The 22,803-nt window shown below is 35.6% G+C and carries 15 protein-coding genes and 1 pseudogene; 5 read left to right on the top strand and 11 right to left on the bottom strand.

What is annotated here, in order from left to right; translation table 11 throughout:
• Positions 1-88: 88 nt before the first annotated feature.
• The 6 genes from ACFIK2_RS07555 to ACFIK2_RS07530 all read right to left on the bottom strand — a co-directional run bounded on the left by ACFIK2_RS07555 (position 89) and on the right by ACFIK2_RS07530 (position 7,112).
• Positions 89-319, bottom strand: a complete 231-nt coding sequence (locus ACFIK2_RS07555; RefSeq protein ID WP_005773968.1) for a F0F1 ATP synthase subunit C — start codon at positions 317-319, stop codon at positions 89-91.
• Between the two features lie 54 nt (positions 320-373).
• Positions 374-1,132 carry a F0F1 ATP synthase subunit A gene (locus tag ACFIK2_RS07550; protein WP_375623586.1) on the bottom strand — a complete coding sequence of 253 codons (759 nt, stop codon included), beginning with the start codon at positions 1,130-1,132 and terminating at the stop codon, positions 374-376.
• A 7-nt stretch (positions 1,133-1,139) separates the two neighbouring features.
• The gene (locus ACFIK2_RS07545; RefSeq protein ID WP_375633550.1) at positions 1,140-1,574 is read right to left on the bottom strand and encodes an AtpZ/AtpI family protein; all 435 of its coding nucleotides are present in this window, start codon (positions 1,572-1,574) and stop codon (positions 1,140-1,142) included.
• A gap of 1,083 nt (positions 1,575-2,657) precedes the next feature.
• Positions 2,658-4,082, bottom strand: coding sequence for a ribosome biogenesis GTPase Der (gene der, locus ACFIK2_RS07540; protein WP_375634699.1), 1,425 nt, complete (start codon positions 4,080-4,082; stop codon positions 2,658-2,660).
• Between the two features lie 4 nt (positions 4,083-4,086).
• On the bottom strand, positions 4,087-4,758 hold the full coding sequence (locus ACFIK2_RS07535) for a tetratricopeptide repeat protein (protein ID WP_375618447.1): 672 nt from the start codon (positions 4,756-4,758) through the stop codon (positions 4,087-4,089).
• Between the two features lie 581 nt (positions 4,759-5,339).
• Entirely contained in the window at positions 5,340-7,112 is a 1,773-nt protein-coding gene (locus ACFIK2_RS07530; protein WP_375634700.1) for an SLC13 family permease, read from the bottom strand.
• A gap of 354 nt (positions 7,113-7,466) precedes the next feature.
• Here ACFIK2_RS07530 and ACFIK2_RS07525 point away from each other — a divergent pair, with 354 nt between their 5' ends.
• Together ACFIK2_RS07525 and nhaA are read left to right on the top strand one after the other, a co-directional pair.
• Positions 7,467-9,173 carry a hypothetical protein gene (locus ACFIK2_RS07525; protein WP_375634701.1) on the top strand — a complete coding sequence of 569 codons (1,707 nt, stop codon included), beginning with the start codon at positions 7,467-7,469 and terminating at the stop codon, positions 9,171-9,173.
• A 146-nt stretch (positions 9,174-9,319) separates the two neighbouring features.
• Positions 9,320-10,678 carry a Na+/H+ antiporter NhaA gene (nhaA, locus tag ACFIK2_RS07520; RefSeq protein WP_375636598.1) on the top strand — a complete coding sequence of 453 codons (1,359 nt, stop codon included), beginning with the start codon at positions 9,320-9,322 and terminating at the stop codon, positions 10,676-10,678.
• Between the two features lie 2,586 nt (positions 10,679-13,264).
• Here nhaA and ACFIK2_RS07515 read toward each other — a convergent pair.
• Positions 13,265-14,521: an aspartate kinase gene (locus tag ACFIK2_RS07515; protein ID WP_375633544.1), complete on the bottom strand. Its 1,257-nt coding sequence runs from the start codon at positions 14,519-14,521 to the stop codon at positions 13,265-13,267.
• 189 nt (positions 14,522-14,710) lie between these two features.
• Between ACFIK2_RS07515 and ubiG the strand changes: the two genes are divergently transcribed.
• Positions 14,711-15,454, top strand: coding sequence for a bifunctional 2-polyprenyl-6-hydroxyphenol methylase/3-demethylubiquinol 3-O-methyltransferase UbiG (gene ubiG, locus ACFIK2_RS07510; RefSeq protein WP_375633543.1), 744 nt, complete (start codon positions 14,711-14,713; stop codon positions 15,452-15,454).
• Positions 15,455-15,474: 20 nt separating this feature from the next.
• Here ubiG and grxC read toward each other — a convergent pair whose 3' ends face one another.
• Positions 15,475-15,729 carry a glutaredoxin 3 gene (gene grxC, locus ACFIK2_RS07505; RefSeq protein ID WP_375618441.1) on the bottom strand — a complete coding sequence of 85 codons (255 nt, stop codon included), beginning with the start codon at positions 15,727-15,729 and terminating at the stop codon, positions 15,475-15,477.
• A gap of 47 nt (positions 15,730-15,776) precedes the next feature.
• A complete protein-coding gene (locus ACFIK2_RS07500; RefSeq protein ID WP_375634703.1) occupies positions 15,777-16,562 on the bottom strand; it encodes a ComF family protein in 786 nt (261 codons plus the stop codon).
• 195 nt (positions 16,563-16,757) lie between these two features.
• Between ACFIK2_RS07500 and ACFIK2_RS07495 the strand changes: the two genes are divergently transcribed.
• Positions 16,758-17,636, top strand: coding sequence for a methyltransferase (locus ACFIK2_RS07495; protein WP_375634704.1), 879 nt, complete (start codon positions 16,758-16,760; stop codon positions 17,634-17,636).
• 7 nt (positions 17,637-17,643) lie between these two features.
• On the opposite strand, the gene ACFIK2_RS07490 is transcribed toward ACFIK2_RS07495, so the two are convergent.
• Positions 17,644-18,999, bottom strand: coding sequence for an L-cystine transporter (locus ACFIK2_RS07490; RefSeq protein WP_375612078.1), 1,356 nt, complete (start codon positions 18,997-18,999; stop codon positions 17,644-17,646).
• 1,022 nt (positions 19,000-20,021) lie between these two features.
• Here ACFIK2_RS07490 and ACFIK2_RS07485 point away from each other — a divergent pair.
• Positions 20,022-20,252 (top strand): annotated as a pseudogene (locus ACFIK2_RS07485) (type ISP restriction/modification enzyme); the annotation flags it as partial.
• Positions 20,253-21,375: 1,123 nt separating this feature from the next.
• On the opposite strand, the gene ACFIK2_RS07480 reads toward ACFIK2_RS07485, so the two are convergent.
• Positions 21,376-22,749, bottom strand: a complete 1,374-nt coding sequence (locus ACFIK2_RS07480; RefSeq protein WP_375612076.1) for a glutamate--cysteine ligase — start codon at positions 22,747-22,749, stop codon at positions 21,376-21,378.
• Between the last annotated feature and the right edge of the window lie 54 nt (positions 22,750-22,803).

Genomic DNA, 22,803 nt, shown 5'->3' with positions numbered 1-22,803 from the left:
ATGATAACTGACTAACATCTCTCTGGTTAAGAGCCTAAAAGGGTAAATCTTTCCTCATGCAAGAACAGATATACCCTTTTGATGATGATTAAACCCCAAAAAGAAGTAATAAAGCAATGAGCAATGAAAAAATTCCCAAAGCTTCTGTTACAGCAAAACCAAAGACGAGACGTCCAAACTGACTATCTGCTGCTGATGGATTTCGTAATGCACCAGAAAGATAGCTGCCAAAAATATTACCAAGTCCTAAAGCTGTTCCAGCCATACCAAAGCAAGCAAGACCAGCACCAATATATTTTGCTGCAAGCACCATTTCCATGTTATTCTCCTTTAAAGCGAAATTGCATTATTCGACGGAAAACCGCCAGTTCTATTAATGTCCTGGATGAATTGCATCATTAAGATACATACAAGTTAAAACCGTAAAGACGTAAGCCTGAAGAAATGCGACCAAAAACTCAAGAGCAGTAATTGCTACAGTCATAATAAGCGGTAAAATCGAACCACCCACACCTACGAGTCCTACCCCAATCATTGAAACAACAAACCCAGAAAACACTTTAAGCGTAATATGACCAGCAAGCATATTCGCAAAAAGACGAAGAGAAAGACTAATTGGACGGGAGAGAAAAGAAATAACCTCAATCATTGTCACCAGAGGTAAAACCACAACAGGAACTCCACTGGGAACGAACAGTTTCAAAAAACTGACCCCATGCTTATAAAAGCCATAACCAATCACCGTCAAGATTACCACCATTGCTAACGAAAACGTGATCATGATTTGAGACGTAACCGTATAAAAATAAGGAAAGAGACCAATAAAGTTAGCAACCAAAATAAAAGTAAACAGAGAAAAAACTAAAGGGAAAAACTGCATTCCCTGCACACCAGATGATTCCCGCAGAGTCGATGCTACAAATTCATATGCCATTTCCGAAAGAGACTGCATCCGCGTTGGAACCAATCCACGACTCGATGATGAAATAAAGAGAAAAATAGAAGTTACAACAACCGTGAGGACTGTAAACAATGATACATTTGTAAACGATAAATCCATATTTCCTATGGAAATCTTAATCAGCCTTGAAACCTCAAACTGATGAATAGGATCTGGAGCGTGTGCTGTCACTTCAACCTCATTTATCGGACCTCTCATTGGCCCCTTTATCTTGTTTATCTTGGCGCAATACGCCTTTTTTTCCTAATTGACTGGAGGAAACATACCCCACAGACCGAAGAATACTCAATACACCCGCAGCAAATCCAAAGAAGAGAAAAAATACCAATCCCCAAGGCCATGAACTTGCTAACTTATCAAACCCCAACCCCAAAACAATACCAACTATAATACTTGCCAGAAACTCATTGGAAAGCTTAATTGCACCTGCCATCCTTCCTTGTGATTTTTCCCGCTTACTCTTATACTCCCACTTCTTTAATGCTTGCTTGCGCACTAAAGCTACGCTTAAGTTCCTACTACGACATTCCAAATCCTCTGAATGAAGACACTCTCCTTGCTTTTTCTCTTCAGCCTCCTTACGGCTCATAACGGGTTTCTCGCCCATCGCCATCATTGGCTCCTTAATTAAAAAGCAACGTAAGAATACATTTCATAAAACCGTGTGTATCATATTGTTCCCGAATTTATTCGTCAAGATACTAAAAGAAATCTATCACAAGTTATCGTATAAATTTCATTGCAGAAATAACGTATTTTTCAATTTACATGCTTTCTTAAAAAGATATTCTAAGCACCTAAACCGATTTCACGACAGCACCCGTGAATGTATAATGAAAAGTTCCCGTGAATAATATAAAACTTATAGAACAACCATTTTACGCTTAACGAAAGGTGTAAACTAATACCATCTTATTTTCCGGCTCCCAATGTTATATCAGTCCTAGTTTTGAAAGAGAACATAGAAAACTAAAAACAGTATGAGAACGTTGGTTTTCTCCTTTTATTCGAATAAACTTGCACTTTTCATTTTATGAAAATGATAATAATCAATGGTTTCTGTATGATCCTATTCGCAAAGTATTTTATATACACCATTACAAGCCTCATCACGAAATGAGCTTGAGGGTATTAAGAGAAGCTCCTTTAAATACAAGATATTAATAAATCAAAAATTTCAAATAGATTAAGCCAATAGAACACAATAAAATTTAAATATGATTACCATACCACTTTATACAATTTTAATCTACTTTTATAAACTTCGCTCCTTACAATTGAATATCTGTGGATTCAGCAAATATTTTTGCTTTTTATTCAGACAAACAAGCAAAAGCGCTTATTCATAAGCTTTATTTTTATGAAACGATAATCTAATGCTGCTTTTCAAACAAGCATCATAATTATATTCCCCTACCCTCATATTGCATCTATTCTTGCACTTAAATAACCCATTAAGAGGATTATGTACTCTTTCTTAAATACTCCCTATTAAACTCTTCTCATGACATGCAAATAAATGATCTTTATCAAGATGAGAGAGCTCTATTCAATAGCGCTCATGATAAATGATTATCAATAAAATTAAAACTTTAGCAAATAAAACTTTTTCTTTTATGAAAAGAAAGATCATTAAAAAACTTATTTTTAAGATTCTTAAGTATAGATTTCATTCACTTAAAAAATTAAAGAGTTATCATTTCTTCTTGGAACGTGTCGCAAAAGGATTATCAGAAGCTCGTAATGATATGCGAACGGGTATACCAGACATATCAAATGTTTCACGTAACCCATTGACAAGATAACGCAAATACGACTTGGGCATACTTTTGGGGCGCGAGCAGGAAATCATAAATCCAGGAGGACGTGTCTTAACCTGTGTGATGTATTTAACCTTAAGTCGACGTCCAGAAACCGCAGGAGGTGGATGATGTGCCACAACAGTTCCAAGCCATTGGTTCAATTTAGCCGTCGAAATGCGACGATTCCATACACGGTGCATCATCATGACATTTTCCATCAGTTTATCAATCCCTTGACCATATTGTCCTGATAAAGGAACAGCTCTCAAACCACGAACTTGAGGAAGAAATCGCGCACCTTTTTCATGCAAATCAATCAATGTGGTCTGACTGTTTTCAATAAGGTCCCACTTATTGAAAGCAATAACTGGAACACGCCCTTCACGAATCACAAGATCAGCAATTTGTAAATCCTGCTTTTCAAAAGGTATCGTTGCATCAAAAACAATGACCACCACTTCTGCAAAACGAATAGCACGTAAAGTATCTGCAACAGATAGTTTTTCTAATTTTTCTTGAATTCTCGATTTTCGACGTAAACCTGCAGTATCAAAAAGTTTAATATGACGACCACGCCATTCCCAATCTACAGAAATAGAATCACGCGTGAGTCCTGCTTCTGGTCCTGTTAACAATCGCTCTTGTTTCAACATACTATTGATAAGAGTGGATTTTCCTGTATTGGGACGCCCCGCAATTGCAATCCTAATGGGCTTACTTTCATCGTAAATAAGCTCCTCTTCTTCCAAATCCTTTACATCATCACCAACAGATGCAGGTTGTATCATTCTATCTTCTTCTTTGTTGTTGCCAAAAGCATGCTCTGACCCAACAGCATCTATAATTGCATCACGCAGATCACTAAGTCCCAAACCATGTTCAGCCGATATTGGGCACGGCTCCCCCAAACCTAATGACCACGCCTCATACTCTCCTCCTGTTGCCGCTCTTGACTCAGACTTATTGGCAACAAGCACAATTGGCTTTCCTGATTTGCGAACCAATGAAGAAAAATTTAAATCACTTGGTGTTATTCCGCTCTTTGCATCAAATACAAATAAAATAAGATCCGCTTCATCAATTGCAACTTTTGTATGAGAACGCATACGCCCCTCAAGTGTATGATCACCTGCTTCTTCCAGCCCAGCGGTATCAATCACATCAAAACATAGATCTTGAAGTTTTGCCGCATGAATACGCCGATCACGTGTTACACCAGGCTTATCATCAACCAAAGCCAATTTTTGCCCAACCAAACGATTAAATAGTGTTGACTTCCCAACATTGGGACGACCAACGATAGCAATGGTAAGGCTCATCGATTTATTCCTTATTTGCCTTGCCCTCTGCTTGTATAAGCTCAAGCATCATTCGAGCCCGATCTGTTATTTTTAAACCCAAAGAACCTTCTTCAGAAATTTTCTTAAAATAATAAACCGCCTCATCCATTTTATCCGCCTTATAAGCAGCTAAGCCTAAAGCTTCTCTTGCAGACATACGCATAGGATCGGTATCACTTGCCATATCTTTGATGCGCTTTTCAACATCAGTTAATGTCCCTGTATCAACCAGAATATAAGCCGCCCGAATTTTTGCAACTTTCTGCAAAATCTGCGGTGCTTTCTCATCCGCTGCAACAGAATCAAAGATCTCCACTGACTTAATAATATCACCTTTCTCCATGAGTAAAGAAGCCTCACGTAAACGAGCAAGAAAAGGATACCCCCCAAAATGAGAGGTTTTAACAGTTTCTAATTGCTTTATCGCTTTATCAAAATCACGTGTATCCGCAAGATCAAGACTCTTTACAAATGCATCACCAATATAACCAGCTTTCTTTATTTGTGTATGATGATAAACTTGATAAGCAACTATCATGAATATAAAAAGAATAGCTGCTCCAATAATTGAAAAACCATACCGTCTCCAAAAAGCAAGCGCCTTTTCCTGACGAAATTCTGCATTCACTTCAGCAATAAAACTATCATACGACATATATCATACCTTGAAAAAAGTTACTTCACCTATGCTTTTACGCATAAATGGATAAAGATGGTAGCCCTAATTAACTAAAAATCTTTAAATTGCTCGTTTATTTATTTTAAATCAACATGTAGCCAATTCAATCAGATTTTTGCAACAGTCTTAATCGAAAATGATGTAAGCACCCTGTTTGTTCACATTACAGCTTTTACATATATTGAGTCTTATGAAAAATTCACTGCCTTAATATTTATCATGATTGCCTATCATCTCAAGCGAACTTTCTCCCCATTATATAGAAGGATAATCTTTTGAAGTCTTCAACCGCAATCGTTGGTTGTATTGGATTATACAATTATAATAGAAAAACCAATTCTTGAAAAAACTTGAATAAACAGTAAATTTCCACGAATACCTACTAAAACCAAATAGATAAATCTTATCTGTATCAAAAATACCGAAGCGCCATGATTAAAGTGTGGTATAATTCCAAATCTTCAGTTAAAGTTCTATATACAAAGTGTATCCCTTCAGCTTATCTTCATGCGATTAACAACTTTTTATAATTGATCCTTAAAGTTTTTTAAAATATCCTATTGTAAGGGCCAAACCCACATAAGCATTGGAACAGCAATAATAACGATCAACACCGCCAATGGAGCACCCAAACGTGGATAATCACTAAAACGATATCCTCCTGGCGCCATCACGAGCATATTACTTTGATGTCCAATAGGTGTAAGAAACTCACAACCCGCACCAATTGCAACAGCCATCAAAAAAGCTTCAGGCTTATAATGAAGGGAATGAGCAAAACTTGACGCAATTGGTGCTACCATCATCACTGTTGCTGCATTATTCAAAAATGGCGTGACCAACATAGCTGTCACCAACATAAGTGCTAAGGCACCAGATGGTGGGAAAAATATTGCCAATTGGCTCAGCCATTGACCAATGAGATCCGTACATCCTGTTTTCTCTAACGCTTCACTCACTGGAATAAGAGCCGCTAATAGTACTAATATTTGGCCATCTAATGCCTGATACAGATCACGCGCGGGCAAAACGCGAAAGATAACCATTGCAGCAGCAGCAGAAAAAAAAGAAAACGCAACGGGAACAATATGAAAAGCTGTAAAAATAATTGCTATAAATAAAACAGCTAAAGAGATGAAACCATGTCGTAAATTTCCAAACACAATATTTCGTTTTGCTAGGGGCAGGCATTTCAATTCTCTTAACAAATTTGGAATAACTGCATCCTGTCCTTGCAAAACAATCACATCGCCAAGATGGAAAATAATATCATCAAGTCTTCCCCGCACCCTTTCATGTTGACGACTTAACGCAAGCAGATTTACATTATAGTGATCAAATAGGGAAAACTCTTTCGCACTAATACCAATAAGGGGTGAATTATGGGTGATGACTGCTTCAATAATATCGATGTCACTGTCCTTATCACCTGCAGCAATAGTTCGCCCCTTAGAAAACTCTAAACGAGCAGAGTTCATCACGCTATCTAACCCTGTATGCGACCCTTCCAGCAAAATAATATCATTTTCAGACAAAACAAAATCTGGTAACGGTGAAATAGATACTTTGTTTCTGATGATTTGAATCACCATAACATCACCACTTGATGGCTTAACCAAATCAACAATATTTTTTCCCACAATCGGTGAATTTATTGGAATATGCACTTCTGCAACATAATTACGAATATCAATGGCATCATCAAACGATACACCTGAACGTACACGCACAGGCAAAAGCCAATAAAAAAGAACCAAATATAAAACACCAGCCGTCGCAATAACCGCACCAACTGGTGTAAAATCAAACATAGTAAAAGGTGTTCCGGCTAAACGTTCTTGCATCGCTGAAATAACAACATTGGGAGATGTTCCTATCTGTGTCATAAGCCCCCCCAACAAAGAACCAAAGGCCATGGGCATCAAAAAGACAGAAGGAGAAACCTGAGAACGACGTGCAAACTGAAAAGCTATCGGAAGCATAATAGCCAAAGCACCAATATTTTTAACAAACATTGATAATACGACAACAGAAAGAACTAAAAAGGCTAATTGAAGACGCACAGATTTCACGTCTGGCCATATCCGTTGAATAATAAACTCCATTATACCAGAGCGCGATACAGCCGTACTGACAACAAACACACTCCCCACGATAATAACGATATCATTACTAAAACCGCTAAAAGCTTCCTTCGGACTGACAAGACCAAGGGCACAAGCTATTAATAATGTACAAATAGCAACAAGATCATAACGAAATCGATCCCAAATAAAAACAACCATCATGAGACCAATGATCGAAAAAGCCATTATTTGATTTTCTGTCATAACACTTACCTCTCCCCATTAAATTATAATGAACAAGAACATATTTTTTATGTTTTAAATATTCCTATAAACAGCAGCAAGATAAAAGCAGACATCGGAATATTTTAGGATAATTTTAAAGTGATAAAAAATTATGATGCGCATAAACTTACCTCTCCTTATTATGCGTTCTTTTCTATAAAGAGCTAAACTCAAAGAAAATTGATAAAAGTTGATAAAGCTATATTGCAAAAAAGATGAGAATAACTCTAATATAGAGAGTAGATAATTGTTGAAACTGGTACACGCTATATTTAAACCTTTGTCGTTGCTTAAAAGAATTTATCTTCACTCTCAATTCAAAGAGTGATAAAAATGAAAGAAGAAAGAATGGTCAATCTTAATAGTGGGTATCAAAGTAACCTCAGATATTGGCTCACTTGTATTATTGGATTTGTTGCTATCTTGGCAATTATAATTGTTGGTGGATTTTATATCGCAAAACCCTATCTTGACAGTTTTGTAAAACAAGAAATAGCCCGTCGTGGTATAAAAGCCCGAACATCTGAAGTAAGCATTCTAGGTAAAATCAATTTGAAGAATGTGACATTACCTGTTCCAGCTGGTACATCACTTAGAATTGGTGCCATTTCTGCCCGTCCTCCCCTTTCCTTTATTCCCGGAACTTTTACATTTTATAATGTTGATTTAAAGCATAATAATATTCATGTGCAAATTCCCCAAATTTCTCTTCGGAGTGTATCCTTAAAAGAAAAAGATAGAACGATAACATCACGGCTTTTACAATCAATGATGCGTATTGAGCTTTCCTCAATTATTGCTCCCAATATACAACTTTCTATAGAAAATAAAAATAACCGAATAGAAACGGTTGAAGTCAAGAATTTCCAGCTTTCTGATTTTAGAAATAACCATATCCATTCAGTTAGTATCAAAAATATGGATCTTAAAACGGTCGTAGCAAATGGTGCCAAACAGATGCAACTTATGGCTAAAAGTGATACAATAAAAGCCCATGATATCGACATCAACTATGCCTACTCTATCATTTTTGGAAAAAACAATGCTCTCAATCAAGGTAAAACCGTTACTGGCCCCATTTCTTTGAATAATATAAGTGTCGATATTTTTGAAGAAGCAGAAAAAAACAGCTCTTTCTTCCTTGGGCAGTTTAAAACATCTGGTTTAAAGATGAAACCGCTTGAGCAACCTCCTGAAAAATTAATCAAAGCTTATCTTAATGCAAGAAAAGAGAATAATAAAATCGCCGAAAAAGTAGCACAAAATGGTCTTCTTCTAAACATACTGCTCGCCATTACCTCAGCGGATGCCAAAGTTGATAATATCACCGTTGATATACCGCAGTTGAAAGCAACGCTCGAATCATTCCAATTCAAACCAAGTTTGTGGAAACAACCTATCCCTAAAAAGCTTTTTCTTTCTCTCAATAACCTTTCCGTTTTACCTAAAAAAATGAATGAAAAAGACTTAGATTTCTTCAAAAATCTGAACTTTGAGCGCTTTAATGTTTCAGGAAAAATTGATATTTCTTACGATGAAAAAAAACGTATACTCTTTCTTGATACAATGTCTTTCAATATGAAAAACGTTGGATCTGGGAACATATCGGCTAAGGTTATTGATGTTGATGAAAAGCTTTTTTCTGGTCAGAAAAATATAATGATTGCTGCGTCTCAAGACCTTGGCATCAATGAAATTGATATACAATATACGGATGCAGGTTTCATTGATAAGCTTTTTTCTTATCTTGCGCAAAATCTTAATGACAGCCAACATGATCTAAAAAAGGAACTTTATGACGATTTCTATCTAATGATGACGCAGACCCCAAAAATTCTGCTAAAAAATCATGACGAAGCAGAAAAAATTTCAAAATCCTTAGGAGAATTTGCTAAAAATCCACAAACATTGATCGTTAAAATTAAAGCAAACGATAATAAAGGTCTCGCAATAGTTGATCTCGAATCTGCTCTACAAAATGATCTATCTAAGGCTTTAAGCAAAGTACATCTCACTATTAAAAATGAAGCGTCGCGTTAAACATTTTGTGCTTTAAACATGATGATCTTGTCTATAAATTAAGAACTTTATTCCTCTTTTTTCTTTTGTATGATACAGAAGGTATCATACAAAGTCATTTATACAGAGAGTATAGAATCTAAAATTGACGATGCTTGGAGTTGTTCATGTCTGATTTATCTTCAAATCGCCTGCCTAATCGCGTTTCTCGTGTCACTAATCAAGCGCTTTCTGCTATCGAGCGTTTTCTCCATATTGAAGCTCTTAGTGGTGTTGTTCTTTTATTAGCTGCTGCTGCTGCACTTATTTTTGCCAATTCTAAATATGCTGCTTTCTATGAATCTTTTTGGCATACACCTCTTGGCTTTAATTTGGGTCATTTCACTCTTTCATGGGATTTACATTTCTGGGTTAATGATGCCCTTATGACTATTTTCTTTCTCGTCGCTGGAATGGAAATTCGACGCGAAATTCATGAAGGTGCTCTTGCCGATTTTAAACAAGCAATCTTACCAATTGTTGCTGCAATAGGGGGCGTTTGTGTTCCTGCAATTATTTACTTTATCTTCAATTTTAACGAAGGACATATCCGCGGTTGGGCTGTGCCAACAGCAACAGATATTGCCTTTGCTCTAGGTATTCTTGCTCTTCTAGGAAAAAAAATTCCTTCTAATCTTCATATTATTCTTCTATCATTAGCAATTATTGACGATATTATCGCTGTTCTTATTATTGCTTTTTTCTACTCAACAAACATTGATCCTAGTGGTTTAATGATTGCAGGAGCGGGTATTGCTTTGGTACTATTTTTTCAGTGGATCGGGCTTGCATCAGCATGGCTTTACATTTTACCTGGTGCAATCATTTGGTGGGGTTTAATGGTAACAGGCGTTCACCCATCGCTTGCTGGCGTAATCTTAGGGATGATGACTCCCGTTCTTCCTACCCGTACTCTTGTAGCGCCACTCACCATGCTCAGTAACGCTATGCAAATTCTTCAAGAAAAAAATACAAAAACAGATCTGCATCATATTTCAACAGCATTGAAAAAGATGCGCAAAGGACAACGGGCCATGATCGCCCCAGTAACACGTGTTCAAAAAGCATTGCATCCATGGGTTGCATACGGTATCATGCCAGTTTTTGCCTTCGCAAATGCAGGAGTAAGTTTTGCAAACTTTGATCTTTCTTCTGACAAATCATTCTTGATTGTTCTGGGTGTTGTCATTGGTCTTTTCATCGGTAAGCCTCTTGGTATTATCACTGCCAGTTATATAGCTGTAAAATCAGGGATATGCCGCCTCCCCCCTCATATGACCTGGACAGGCGTTTTACTCATTGGTTTTTTAGCAGGAATTGGCTTTACAATGTCTATTTTTGTTTCAATGCTCGCTTTTAAAGATATTATTCTGCTTGATGCGGCAAAAATTGGGGTCCTCTGTGGCTCTGGTTTATCTGCTCTTATTGGTCTGGGATATGGATTTATTTATATTAAGCGCAATAAAGGAATTTCTCATAGTTCCTAACAAACTAACTGAAAATACATTTTTATGCAGAACTTTTAAAAAGCGATTTCGCTCATTTGTTGGGTTCGGACGATATTTAATGTAAAAGCTGTTGTCTCGCCTCATCTTTACACTTATAAAGGAGAAAACTAACATCATCATACTATTTACGAGCTTCTAATGTTGAAACACCTTTGACTCTTAAGAAGTCTTATAAGAGATATTTTATTCCTTTCTTCAATATTCTTTTACTCATGCACCAGCTCCACTCATGTTGTGCACAGAAATAATTTTAATTGTTTCAATATAAAAGGCTTCGTGGTTTCATAAAAGCTGCCTTTCGTCGAGACTATTATTCACTATAAAGAAAAAATTAATTATTATGAATCAATATCTTATGTTTAATTATACGAAACAGATAAGAATAAGCAAAGTTCAATAATCAGTTAAGTAATTCCATGGTTTATTTTTTTCCAATAAACCACCCTCCTCGTTACTGATTTTATTGCCGGTATTCTAAACAACTTTAATTTTATCTTCTTAAAAAGCACATTATTTTTGGGTAAAAATATTTAATTTATCATTATAAATCTTGAATGAAATTCAAATATCGTATGATTTTTTCATTTCAAATCTGTACATGATGAATCAATCAAGACTATTCGCTTACACGTCACAAGCCGAAGAGAAATATGGATTATTGAGGAAAGAAATAAGAATGCTTCATCATATCCATACAAGAGCTGTTCAACACGAAAACTAAAAATTAAATGATGACGACCAACTGACACCTTTGATCTAAGAAGGAGATGGGGCCCCAATAAATTTTACGTTACACCATCCACAAACGCCGTAATGGGCTTGGGGAGAAATATTTCTTTAAAACAAGCGCGTAAATTGGCACTATAATAGCGTTTTTTTTACGTGAAAGGCATATATGATTTAATAACGCAATAAACAAAAACGTGAACCAATGTGTAATATCCATTATTTAAAAGATATTGCTGTCAACCCCTTTGAAAGTTGTAAAGCAGAATTAAAAGGAAGTTGTAAAATGGAAGTTGGTTTTCACTTTTATGGCTTCATATTCTCCCCCAATTAGGTTTTATCTCCATTTCAGAAATTACCCCAACAGGTATACGCAACATCCTTGTTCCTATCTGGCATACAAAAACAGGAGTTGCTCGTAGTCCCCTTACCCGTCTCAATATATATCGTCAAACATGCATCTACGCTGATATTAGATATTGATACAGGTAACAAAAAACAAAAGATTTTTTTGGAATAACAACGTCATAACATTACTACTAGATTGACAATGGAGTGGAAAAATATTCCCGTTTTTTATCATCGACACATCGCTTGTCTCACTCCATGAAAGAATTAAACTTGAAGCATGCTTCCATAGGGAGCACTCTAGTTTACGTAATTAACTCGCGGGAAAAAAGAAAATCCTAGTCATTTAGACTATTCTAAAACATATGATTGGTGGAAAAATAGAGCATATATATCGTTGTTCTCCCCTTTTTCCGCTCTTATTTGATATTTATTTTCTTTTTGTTTAAAGAGCTCGCTCTATATTTCTTGATACCATAAAATACTCTTCATAGATAATTTAAAAAGCAATATTTTCGAGACTTTCAAATTATACAACGCCACATAAAATACAAGAAGAGTTTTGCTTACAAAGACCACCATTTGCAAAATATGTAAATATGATAAGAAACTAGCACAATATACTGCAAAAACGAAAGAATGTATTTCATGTGTGATTGGCAGTATGACACAGAAAATACTTATAATAGAGTAGTTAAGGGAAGAAAGTTAACCTAAAGAACATATGGAGGTATCAAAACTTTGAAAATCTTAATCATAATTCAAAAAAGAGAAATAGACATGAAAAAAAATTTAATTAATAAAATCATAAAAGCAACACACTGTAACATTATCATTAATTTTGATCTATATTTACATGATTTTATGAAAAGTACTTCTGAATAAGCTATAAACGCATAAGATATGGTAATTTTATAACTTATAGTGCAACATAAATATTGTCTATAAAGATATATTTTTTTATTGCCTCATAATATGGAAAAAATTAAATTTTCAAGATATACATAAAGTCATAAACAATCATTTGATGACAAACTAAACATCTCTAGAAAATACATCATCAATTCTATTTTTGGTAATTCCGTCACTAATCCAATGAGCGCCCATTTCTCTAAGATTTATAATATTAAATCTGTATTCACGAGGCTGTCCCTCATGTAACATGCATTCTTTGAATAAACGCAGTGCATTGTTCCTTAGTTCTATTAAGGCTTATCGTATAAGTCTTCTCCATCCCACTCTATAGGTTCTAAAACGTTTATAGACGGCATATTTTATATCCCTTCTTAAACAGAGTTTTTTACCTAAACATCTTTCTCTTGTAATATATAAGTGACCATTTTAAATTCATCATGAACAAGTTTAAAATAAGAGAGTTCTGCTGTATTAAATATTCCATTTAAGTTTAAAATATAAATTATCCTTAACAAAAATTATTAATTATATATTAAAGCTTTACGTTATTGAAACTCTGTTGAAACTAAAAAATACTTATCCCTTATCAAGTGCATAAACAGCATGTAATGTTCTAACCGCAAGTTCAGTGTAAGCACTATCAATCAAAATAGAAATTTTAATTTCTGAGGTCGTAATTGCTTGAATATTAATACCCTTTTCAGCCAAAGCCTTAAATGCTGTAGCGGCAACACCTGCATGACTACGCATTCCAATACCAATCACAGATACCTTGGCGAGATCGCTTTCAAATTGGAGAACATCAAATCCAATTTCTTTGCGATTCTTCTCAAGAAGTGTAACGGCTTTTTCTACATCTGATGATGGTACCGTAAAAGTCATATCAGTTTTTGAGCCATCTTCAGAAATATTTTGCACAATCATATCAACATTAATGCGTTCTTCAGCCAAGGGACCAAAAATTGCTGCCGAGATCCCTGGACGATCAGCAAGCCGCCGAAGGGAAATTTGTGCTTCATCCTTAGCAAAAGCAATACCAGTAACATTTTGTTGTTCCACAATTTCATCCTCATCGCAAATAAGTGTTCCAGAAGAACTCATTGGATCCTCCATGCCTAACGCATCAGGATCCTCAAAACTTGAACGCACAAAGGTACGAACCTTATGAACCATTGCCAATTCAACAGAACGAACCTGTAAAACCTTTGCACCAAGAGAAGCCATTTCTAGCATTTCTTCAAAAGCTACTTTTGGTAAACGACGCGCTTTCGGCTCTATACGTGGATCCGTTGTATACACACCATCCACATCTGTATAAATATCACAGCGATCAGCTTGTACAGCAGCGGCTATAGCAACAGCACTTGTATCTGATCCCCCACGCCCTAAGGTAGAAATCCGGTTATCCGGAGATAACCCCTGAAAACCAGCAATAACGGCAACCTGACCTTCCTGAAAACACTCGATTAAAAAAGATCCATCAATATTAGTAATACGTGCACGGCCATGCGCATTGTCTGTATGAATAGGAATTTGCCAACCAAGCCATGAACGTGCATTCACCCCCATTTCTTGAAGTGTCAAAGCCAACAAACCTGAAGTAACCTGTTCACCAGAAGCAACCACAACATCATATTCACGAGCATCTCTATGCATAGAGGAAGCATCACTTGTCCACTGAACAAGTTCATTTGTTTTACCAGCCATCGCAGATACGACAACGGCTACCTCATTGCCTGCATCAACCTCTCTTTTGACATGCCGTGCAACATTATGAATACATTCAATGTTTGCTACAGATGTTCCACCAAATTTCATGACAATGCGCGCCATTAATAACACTCTTACCTTTACATCTCTTATCTCAAACAGTAATGAGAATTAGATGCTGTATCAATTAACCATTTTCTCGACATAGCGAATATCTATCATTTGTGCAAGTTTCATTATGATTATATTAATTTCTCTTGACTTTGTATAAAATCTACTTGACCTGATCATTAAAAATAAAAGGAAGGCAACATGATCGATGAAACACAAACAACTATTGATCAAAGTGAAATTGATCATTTTTCACGTATTGCTACAGAATGGTGGAATCCACAAGGAAAATTTCGACCTCTTCACCAATTTAACCCAACACGCCTTGCTTACATCAGAGAAAAAATCTGTTTAGAGTTTAATCGTGACCCTTCTTCACTTACGCCCTTTGACAATTTGAAAATTCTTGATATTGGCTGTGGAGGAGGCTTGTTATGTGAACCAATGGCACGTCTTGGTGCTATGGTTGTAGGCGTTGATGCTGCACAAACAAATATTGAAGTCGCAAAAACCCATGCAGCTCAAAATGACCTTTCCATTGATTACCGCACGACGACAGCAGAAGTACTTGCCAATGAAGGAGAAAAATTTGATATCATCCTTAATATGGAAGTTGTTGAACATGTCGCTGACGTTAATCTCTTCATAGCAGCTACAGCAAAAATGTTGAAACCACAAGGGTTGATGTTTGTCTCAACACTCAACCGCACATGGAAAGCATGGGGGCTTGCTATTGTAGGCGCTGAATATATTCTACGTTGGCTTCCTAAAGGAACCCATGATTATAAAAAATTCCTAAAACCTCTAGAACTTAAAAATTTCTTATCAAAAAACGCTCTGACTGTCATTGATGAGATAGGTATTACTTATAACCCATTAAACGACAGCTGGAATCGCTCAAAAGACATGGGCGTTAACTATCTCCTTCTTGCAAAACGGTCTTAAGAATATGTAATTTACAAATATTATATGCCTTGTAATAGAGAATTCAGCTTTCCCTCAGCCTCTAAAGCATAAAGATCATCACAACCGCCAACGTGATAATCACCTATGAAAATTTGTGGAAATGTATTACGTCCATTTGCACGCTGTACCATTTCTTGGCGAAGGGATGTGGAAGCATCAATATCTGTATACTTTACGCCTTTTTTATTAAGCAAATCACGTGCTTTTGTACAATAAGGACAACCAGGACGTGTATAAATTATTATCTCTTTCATAGTATTATCCTCCAATATTTTTTAATAATATTCATTTTAAATTCCTCTTAAGAAGAGGGAAAAATAGAATCTTCTTTGAGAACACGCGAAAATGTTAGCACATCAACCTGTCGTGCACCTGCATCTTTTAATGCAGCAGCTGCTGCTGTAACTGTTGCACCCGTTGTAAATACATCATCAATCAGCAAAACAGAACATCCTTTGAGATATTTTTTAACTTTATGCGAAACCTTAAAAGCGTTTTTTACGTTAAGTTTTCTCTCTCTCGAAGAAAGACTAACCTGCGGACGGGTATGCCGACAACGAACAAGCCAACTCGGTTTTAAAAGCTTTTTTTGTGATGCTGCAATATAACGTGCAAGCTCAGCAGATTGATTATAACGCCTCTCCCAAAAACGACGAAAATGCAATGGAATGGGAATAATAACATCACAATCATCAATAACCTCGCGTCCAGCAAACATCATCCAATTGGCCATAAATGATGCCAATTCTATATGATCACCATATTTTAAGCGCGTTACTAAAGTTCGTGCAAGCCCTTTATGAACAATGACTGAGCGAACACGTGAAAAAGGATGAGTATTACGGAGTGCTTCACCACTAAGAAAACCTTCCCCCATATCACAAACAAAAGGAGTCCCCATAACAGGACAATAAGGTTTCGTGATAAATTGAAGTTCTTTCCAACATTCGGAGCAAATCGTACCATAAGTAGAAACATTTTGCTTACATCCAGGACAAATTGGTGGATAAAGCATCGTTTTCAAGCGTTCAACGAACTTACTTAGTATATCTCCGCTATTTAACGCCGCTTCTCGAAAATACAACATTATAAATTTAGGCTTTTACAAGTTTCCCTTAGAACAAAAGTTCCTTTGTATTTCCTCAATTTATAATTTTAATTCCTTTAAAAACTCTTACCTTCTATAAATTTATTTCTTTCATATTATAAACTTGACAGAGCTTGCACAAATAATGAACCTTTTCAAAATATATTCTTTCATAGATCGAAAGTGTTCTACAATATGTCGCATCCTTTAATTTTTGATCATAACCGCATTGAACAATTCCGAAAACGAGCCTTTCAAAAAGCAAAAAAAGGATGTGACTTTTTACTCTCTCACATGGCAGAAGATCTCTATAAACGCCTTAGCACTGTTGATCGCCTCTTTACATTAGCTCTCGATTTACACAGCCATACAGACCTTTCTGCGCAAGCTTTAATGAAATCTGGAAAAGTTTGTTCTATAGAACGCATTGAGACCGATCCGCTTTATCAAAGCCATGATAAAAAATTTCATTTACGTCATCGAGAATTTCTTGATTTACCTCAAAGTTACTGTGACCTTATTGTTTCACTTCTTTCATTACAATTGACCAATGATACCCCTGGTGTTCTAAGCCAGATAAAAAATACCCTTAAACCAGATGGCTTATTTCTTGCTGTTATGGCAGGAGCTGGCACATTAAGAGAATTGCGCGAAAGCCTGCTGCAAGCTGAAAGTGAAATTTATGATGGAGCAAGCCCTAGGGTCTACCCTTTTGCCGACATTCGTGATGCAGGCGCTCTTTTACAGCGTATTGGCTTTGCCCTTCCTGTAGCAGACGTTGAAGATATCACAATACGTTATAATACAATGTTCGACCTTATGCACGATCTTAAAGCTATGGGAATGCAAAATGCACTCATAAATCGTTCACGACGCCCTGTATCCAAACGTTTTTTTCTCCGCGCAGCTGAAATCTATGCACAACGATTTAGTGATCCTGATGGACGTATTCGTGCACATTTTTCTTTCATCTGGCTCTCTGGTTGGGCTCCTCATCCCAATCAACAAAAACCGCTCCAGCCTGGTTCAGCGCAAATATCTCTTACAGATGTTTTACAGCCCCAAAAAATATAATCTAAAATTATTTTTTAAAAATACTTTTATCTGTTGTCCGTAATATTTGACTGGTGACCGTTCCAGCTATCATTGAATCGCTCACGTTTAGAGCAGTACGTCCCATATCAATTAGCGGTTCAATAGAGATAAGTACAGCAACCAAAGTAACAGGAAGCCCCATAATTGGTAACACAATCAATGCAGCGAAAATAGCACCTCCCCCCACACCAGCAACACCAATAGAACTCAACGTTACAACACCAATAAGCGTAGCAATCCAAGTAGGATCAAGAGGATTAATCCCCATAGAGGGTGCAATCATGGTCGCAAGCATCGCTGGATAAAGACCAGCACAACCATTTTGTCCAATTGTTGCCCCAAAAGAAGCTGCAAAACTCGCAATGGATTGTGGTACACCTATCCACTGTGTTTGCGCTTCAATATTCAAAGGAATACTTGCAGCACTTGAACGACTGCTAAAAGCAAATGTTAAAACCGGTAAAACCTTTTTGAAAAAACGAAAGGGATTAATCCCAGAAATACCAAGCAATACACCATGAATTCCAAAAATTAAAATAATACCGACATAAGAGGCAATGATAAAAACCAGTAAATTTAAAATATCTGTAATACGCGATATTGCTCCTACTTTCGTCATAAGTGCAAAAATACCATAAGGCGTCAAAGCAATCACAATACGGACTAACCGCATAATCCAAGCTTGTGCCACTTGAATAAATAAAAGCGCTTTTTCTCCTTTTTCTGGCTCATCTTTCTTTAAAAGAAGAACCGATGCACCTAAAAATGACGCAAAAATCACAACACTAATAATTGACGTACGTTTAGCTCCACTCAACTCAGCAAATGGATTTTTAGGAATCATAGACAAAATCATCTTTGGTATATTCATATCTCCAAGTTTAGAAATATGACCTTCAAGAAGAGCAGAAACATTTTGCCCTTCATGCACCAAACCATCGGTTGTTAATCCAAAAAAATTAACCACAAGCACACCAACCAATGCTGAAAGAGCCGTTGTAAAAAGCAATATTGAAATTGTTATTATACTCATCTTTCCAACAGCATAAACAGAATGTAAATGAGCAACTGCTGAAACGATAGAGATAAAAACCAGTGGCATAACAATCATTTGCAACAATAAAATATAGCCCTCACCGACAATGTTAAACCATTCAACGGATTTCAATAAAGTGCTTTCACCCTCTCCATAAATAAACTGCAAAACACTTCCAAAAATCAAGCCAAGGATAAGCCATAGCATAACACGTAGTGAAAGACTCCATTGCATTTTCTTACTTTGAGAAACCAACAATAAAAAAATAACAAATAGAAATAAATTGACGAAAAAATTAAATGTCATTGTCTATGCTCACTATTATTATGGTTGACATAAATAATCTGCATAATTCAAAATCAATGCATGATATTTAAAATTAACCTATAAAGCTTACAAGGCTTTTACAAAATCATTATTTTTTTAATTTATAGATTAAAAGAGAATTTTTTATCTACTAATAAATGTTTAAAGAAAATAAATAAAATTATTTTCTTATTATTTAAATTTTCACTCTCATAAAATAGTTAAAAAAGAAAAATATAAGCAACATTCATTGCATCTTAATACTGAATAATTCCAGCATATCTTATCCTATAAATCTCTTTACCTCTCTCTTTTTCTATTTGAACTGAAGCGAGCTTTCCAAGCAAGGATGAATTAACAATCGAACATTCATGATTTTTCTAGAAAATACACCAACAAGCTACTTCTGCTCATTTTATGGACTGCACTCTCAATAGCTTTGATCAGCACTTCAAATATAATTATTTTATTGAAAATACTTTTTATACATTCTTTCTTTGCTCTCAATGAAAGCTTTTTTATTTTTCAAAACTCTTTTTATAGTCATAAAAAGGCTTTGAAAGACAAGATGTTGATTTATAATGATAATTTACTGTTTTGCATATTAAATGAGAATCCCGAATAACGTAAGATTCTCTCATTTCAAACCTGTTTATCTTGAATCAATCAAAATCATTTGCTTGCACGTCATAAGCAGGGCTGGCCGTATGGGTAAAAATGTATAAGAAAGGAGTAGAAATACCTCTGATGAAACATCTTAGTGCAAGAGCTGTCGCAACATTGGAGAGCGGAGCTTGAGCAGCAAATATAAATAATATGATTGCTTTTTATAATAGCGCAGTAAAACGTTTTAACGATACCTATTCATATGCTGATCGAACAACACGTGCACGTGCTGTAGATAATTTTGTCACTTTAGATATAAAAAAGATAAGTTGGAGTTATAATGTTACGCAAGAACTAATAAGAAGAAAGGTTTTGAATTTGAAGAGGCATGCCTCACTCAGAGTTCATATCATCCTTTTACGCAACAGTGGTTTTATTATAATCGGAATCTCAACGATGGAATTTACCAAATGCCTCGTATAGTCCTGATAGGACAAAAAGTTGAAAATAGGATGATACAAATTACAGGCATAGGAGCACGAAGCGTTTTTTCTGTATTGATAGCTAAGAATTTGCCTAATCTAGATGCAATAGATACAGGTCAATGCTTTCCACTGTATCTTTATAAAAACGTTGAATCTCTGTAACTGTTCATGATGAAAAACAATCCCATTTATTTGCAAATTCAATAAAGGAAAGAAAAACATCTGGTTTACAGAGGCGTGATGCCATTACGGATGAAGGACGAGCACATTTTAAAGCTGCTTATCCTAGTGGAGCATAACAAAGACGATTACAAATTTCTAGATAATGAAAACAATGGAAAAGACTGAGGATATATGATTACAATGAGAGGCTTTAAGCCTACAAATATTATAAATTTTATGAATAGTACAGTTTAAAGCATTAAAAGCAGTCTTACAGTAGATTTACAATGTATGGGGATAATTAATTGCCTATAATAAGTTGCGCTCATACTGATAAAGATTATTCTGCTATAGAAATGTTGTGCTTTTTTGAATTTTTGTGCGTATTCAAACACTCATTCGTTACAAGCTCAATCTCTTTATCTCGTGCCTCTTTATCAAGAATAATAGTATTTTAATATAATACCCCTTTGCATACAAATAGTTATTTCTTATCTATGAATAGCTTATAATTTCATATAACTCTATGAAGATAATATTTTTTATTTATCAATATTTAATGATGTAATTAACACATTCATTATATATAATAATCTTTATTTCTATCTATTTACATAATATATTTCTTTTTTTTATAAAAATAAAATTGAGTTATACATACATAGATCTATCGGTATTTTTTCTACTGTCTTTTTAGCGCACTGAAAGATTGATATCGTAATTTTTGTATAATAAAATACTCTTTCATATAAGCATTGTATATTGAATTATAATAATTGACTATTAACCGCAAATTATATTTTTTTATCCCTTTTAAAAGTGAAAAATATTATTTTCAGACCTATTCATAAGTAGATGAGCCAAGTGAATAAAAAATGTTTGATAATAAGCTTTATCTCTTATGAACTATCTTTTGTACAAAGGGACAACATTACGATTACGGAAATATCGTGATATTATTGGGTATAAAAATCACACTGCCCAAGAGATTTTTGTATTGTATCCTTTCCGTTATGAGAAATGTTAAAAGCAAGGTAGGATATGCTCTCTAGAGCAAATGAGTGAATGAACCACCACGGTGATATGCATTTTTAAAAAAGTAGGAAGTATCTTTGCTTCAAATTTAATAGGCACATTCTAAAAATAAAGGTTCTACCGACTCATTCCAAATAGAATAGTAATGGGACAAAAATTTTTCAGCATCTGTTTGTCCCATTGCAACAACCTCTTCTAGAGGATTAAGAAAATTTGTTTCATCAAAACCATTCGTATCATACTGTTTGCGATTTTTTAAGCCTTTGCGAGCAATAGCGAGAGCTTGACGTGCTAACTCTAAAAGAATAGTTTGACGAAAAGGAGTTCTTAGCCCTTCTTTAGGAACGCGTTGGCGCAACTCTAAAACTTCTTCAAAACACCAATCTTTTGTCAAAGCCTCTGCCTCATTAAGTGCTTCCCTATCATAAAGAAGCCCAACCCAAAAAGCCGACAACGCACAAATGCGCTTCCAAGAACCACAATCAGCTCCCCTCATTTCTAAAAATCTTTTTAAGCGGACTTCAGGAAATAACGTTGATAAGTGATTAATCCAATCTCCCATGTTTGGAATTGAATTTGCAACTTGTCCTTTTAATGCTCCATTCATAAACTGACGAAACGTTATGTGTGTACAATCATAATAACGACCATCACGCACAACAAAATACATTGGAACATCAAGGGCCCATTCAACATAATCAGCAAAACCAAAACGCTCAGAAAATACAAAGGGCAGAACGCCTGTCCTCTGATTATCCGTATTACGCCAAATTTCAGAACGCCACGATAAAAAGCCATTTGGGCGCCCTTCTGTAAAGGGCGAACTTGCAAATAATGCCGTTGCAATGGACTGTAACTTCATGGATACTTGCATTTTTCGCCGCATATCACTTTCAGATGAAAAATCAAGATTAACCTGAACTGTTGATGTGCGATACATCATATTAAGACCATTATACCCCACTTTAGGCATATAATCAGTCATAATCTGATAACGTGATTTAGGCATTCGCGGCGTTTCAGCTAAAGTCCACTTTGGACTAGCTCCAAGACCTAAAAAACCTATACCTAATGGTTCTGCAATTTTTTTGAGAAGAGTTAAATGCTCCATCAACTCGTAATATGTATGGCTTACTGATTTTAATGGTGCACCAGATAATTCAAATTGTCCCCCAGGTTCCAAAGAAATGGCTCCCTGATCAACTGATCCTACGAGCCCAATAATATTCTCTTCATCTAAAATAGGTTTCCATCCTAAGGCGCTTTGCATCCTCTCTAAAAGCGCTCGGATTCCCCTCTCTCCTTCATAAGGAACAGGGTGAAAACCATCTCTATAAAACGGAAATTTTTCATGTTCTGTACCAATGCGCCAATCATCTTCTGCTTTATACCCCCCTTGGAAATAGCTAACCAAAGAATCTAAGTTATAAATTTCACTTTCATCAGTTATATCAAGCGCCATAACTTACCGTATCCTATAATTGGTATCATCATCTTAAATAAATTGTTTAGAATG

The organism is Bartonella sp. AP88XZML (assembly GCF_042195565.1).
Taxonomy (GTDB): Bacteria; Pseudomonadota; Alphaproteobacteria; order Rhizobiales; family Rhizobiaceae; genus Bartonella.
The sequence above is the reverse complement of the archived record's forward strand: the minus strand, read 5'-3'. Positions and strand labels throughout refer to the sequence as shown.

What these genes read in the sequence shown, in the direction of transcription:
- ACFIK2_RS07545 (WP_375633550.1), bottom strand. Translation starts at nt 1,574, where the DNA reads ATGGCGATGGGCGAGAAACCCGTTATGAGCCGTAAGGAGGCTGAAGAG.
- ACFIK2_RS07535 (WP_375618447.1), bottom strand. Translation starts at nt 4,758, where the DNA reads ATGTCGTATGATAGTTTTATTGCTGAAGTGAATGCAGAATTTCGTCAG.
- ACFIK2_RS07495 (WP_375634704.1), top strand. Translation starts at nt 16,758, where the DNA reads ATGTCGCATCCTTTAATTTTTGATCATAACCGCATTGAACAATTCCGA.
- ACFIK2_RS07530 (WP_375634700.1), bottom strand. Translation starts at nt 7,112, where the DNA reads ATGACAGAAAATCAAATAATGGCTTTTTCGATCATTGGTCTCATGATG.
- ACFIK2_RS07490 (WP_375612078.1), bottom strand. Translation starts at nt 18,999, where the DNA reads ATGACATTTAATTTTTTCGTCAATTTATTTCTATTTGTTATTTTTTTA.
- ubiG (WP_375633543.1), top strand. Translation starts at nt 14,711, where the DNA reads ATGATCGATGAAACACAAACAACTATTGATCAAAGTGAAATTGATCAT.
- der (WP_375634699.1), bottom strand. Translation starts at nt 4,082, where the DNA reads ATGAGCCTTACCATTGCTATCGTTGGTCGTCCCAATGTTGGGAAGTCA.
- ACFIK2_RS07525 (WP_375634701.1), top strand. Translation starts at nt 7,467, where the DNA reads ATGAAAGAAGAAAGAATGGTCAATCTTAATAGTGGGTATCAAAGTAAC.
- ACFIK2_RS07500 (WP_375634703.1), bottom strand. Translation starts at nt 16,562, where the DNA reads ATGTTGTATTTTCGAGAAGCGGCGTTAAATAGCGGAGATATACTAAGT.
- ACFIK2_RS07555 (WP_005773968.1), bottom strand. Translation starts at nt 319, where the DNA reads ATGGAAATGGTGCTTGCAGCAAAATATATTGGTGCTGGTCTTGCTTGC.
- nhaA (WP_375636598.1), top strand. Translation starts at nt 9,320, where the DNA reads ATGTCTGATTTATCTTCAAATCGCCTGCCTAATCGCGTTTCTCGTGTC.
- grxC (WP_375618441.1), bottom strand. Translation starts at nt 15,729, where the DNA reads ATGAAAGAGATAATAATTTATACACGTCCTGGTTGTCCTTATTGTACA.
- ACFIK2_RS07480 (WP_375612076.1), bottom strand. Translation starts at nt 22,749, where the DNA reads ATGGCGCTTGATATAACTGATGAAAGTGAAATTTATAACTTAGATTCT.
- ACFIK2_RS07515 (WP_375633544.1), bottom strand. Translation starts at nt 14,521, where the DNA reads ATGGCGCGCATTGTCATGAAATTTGGTGGAACATCTGTAGCAAACATT.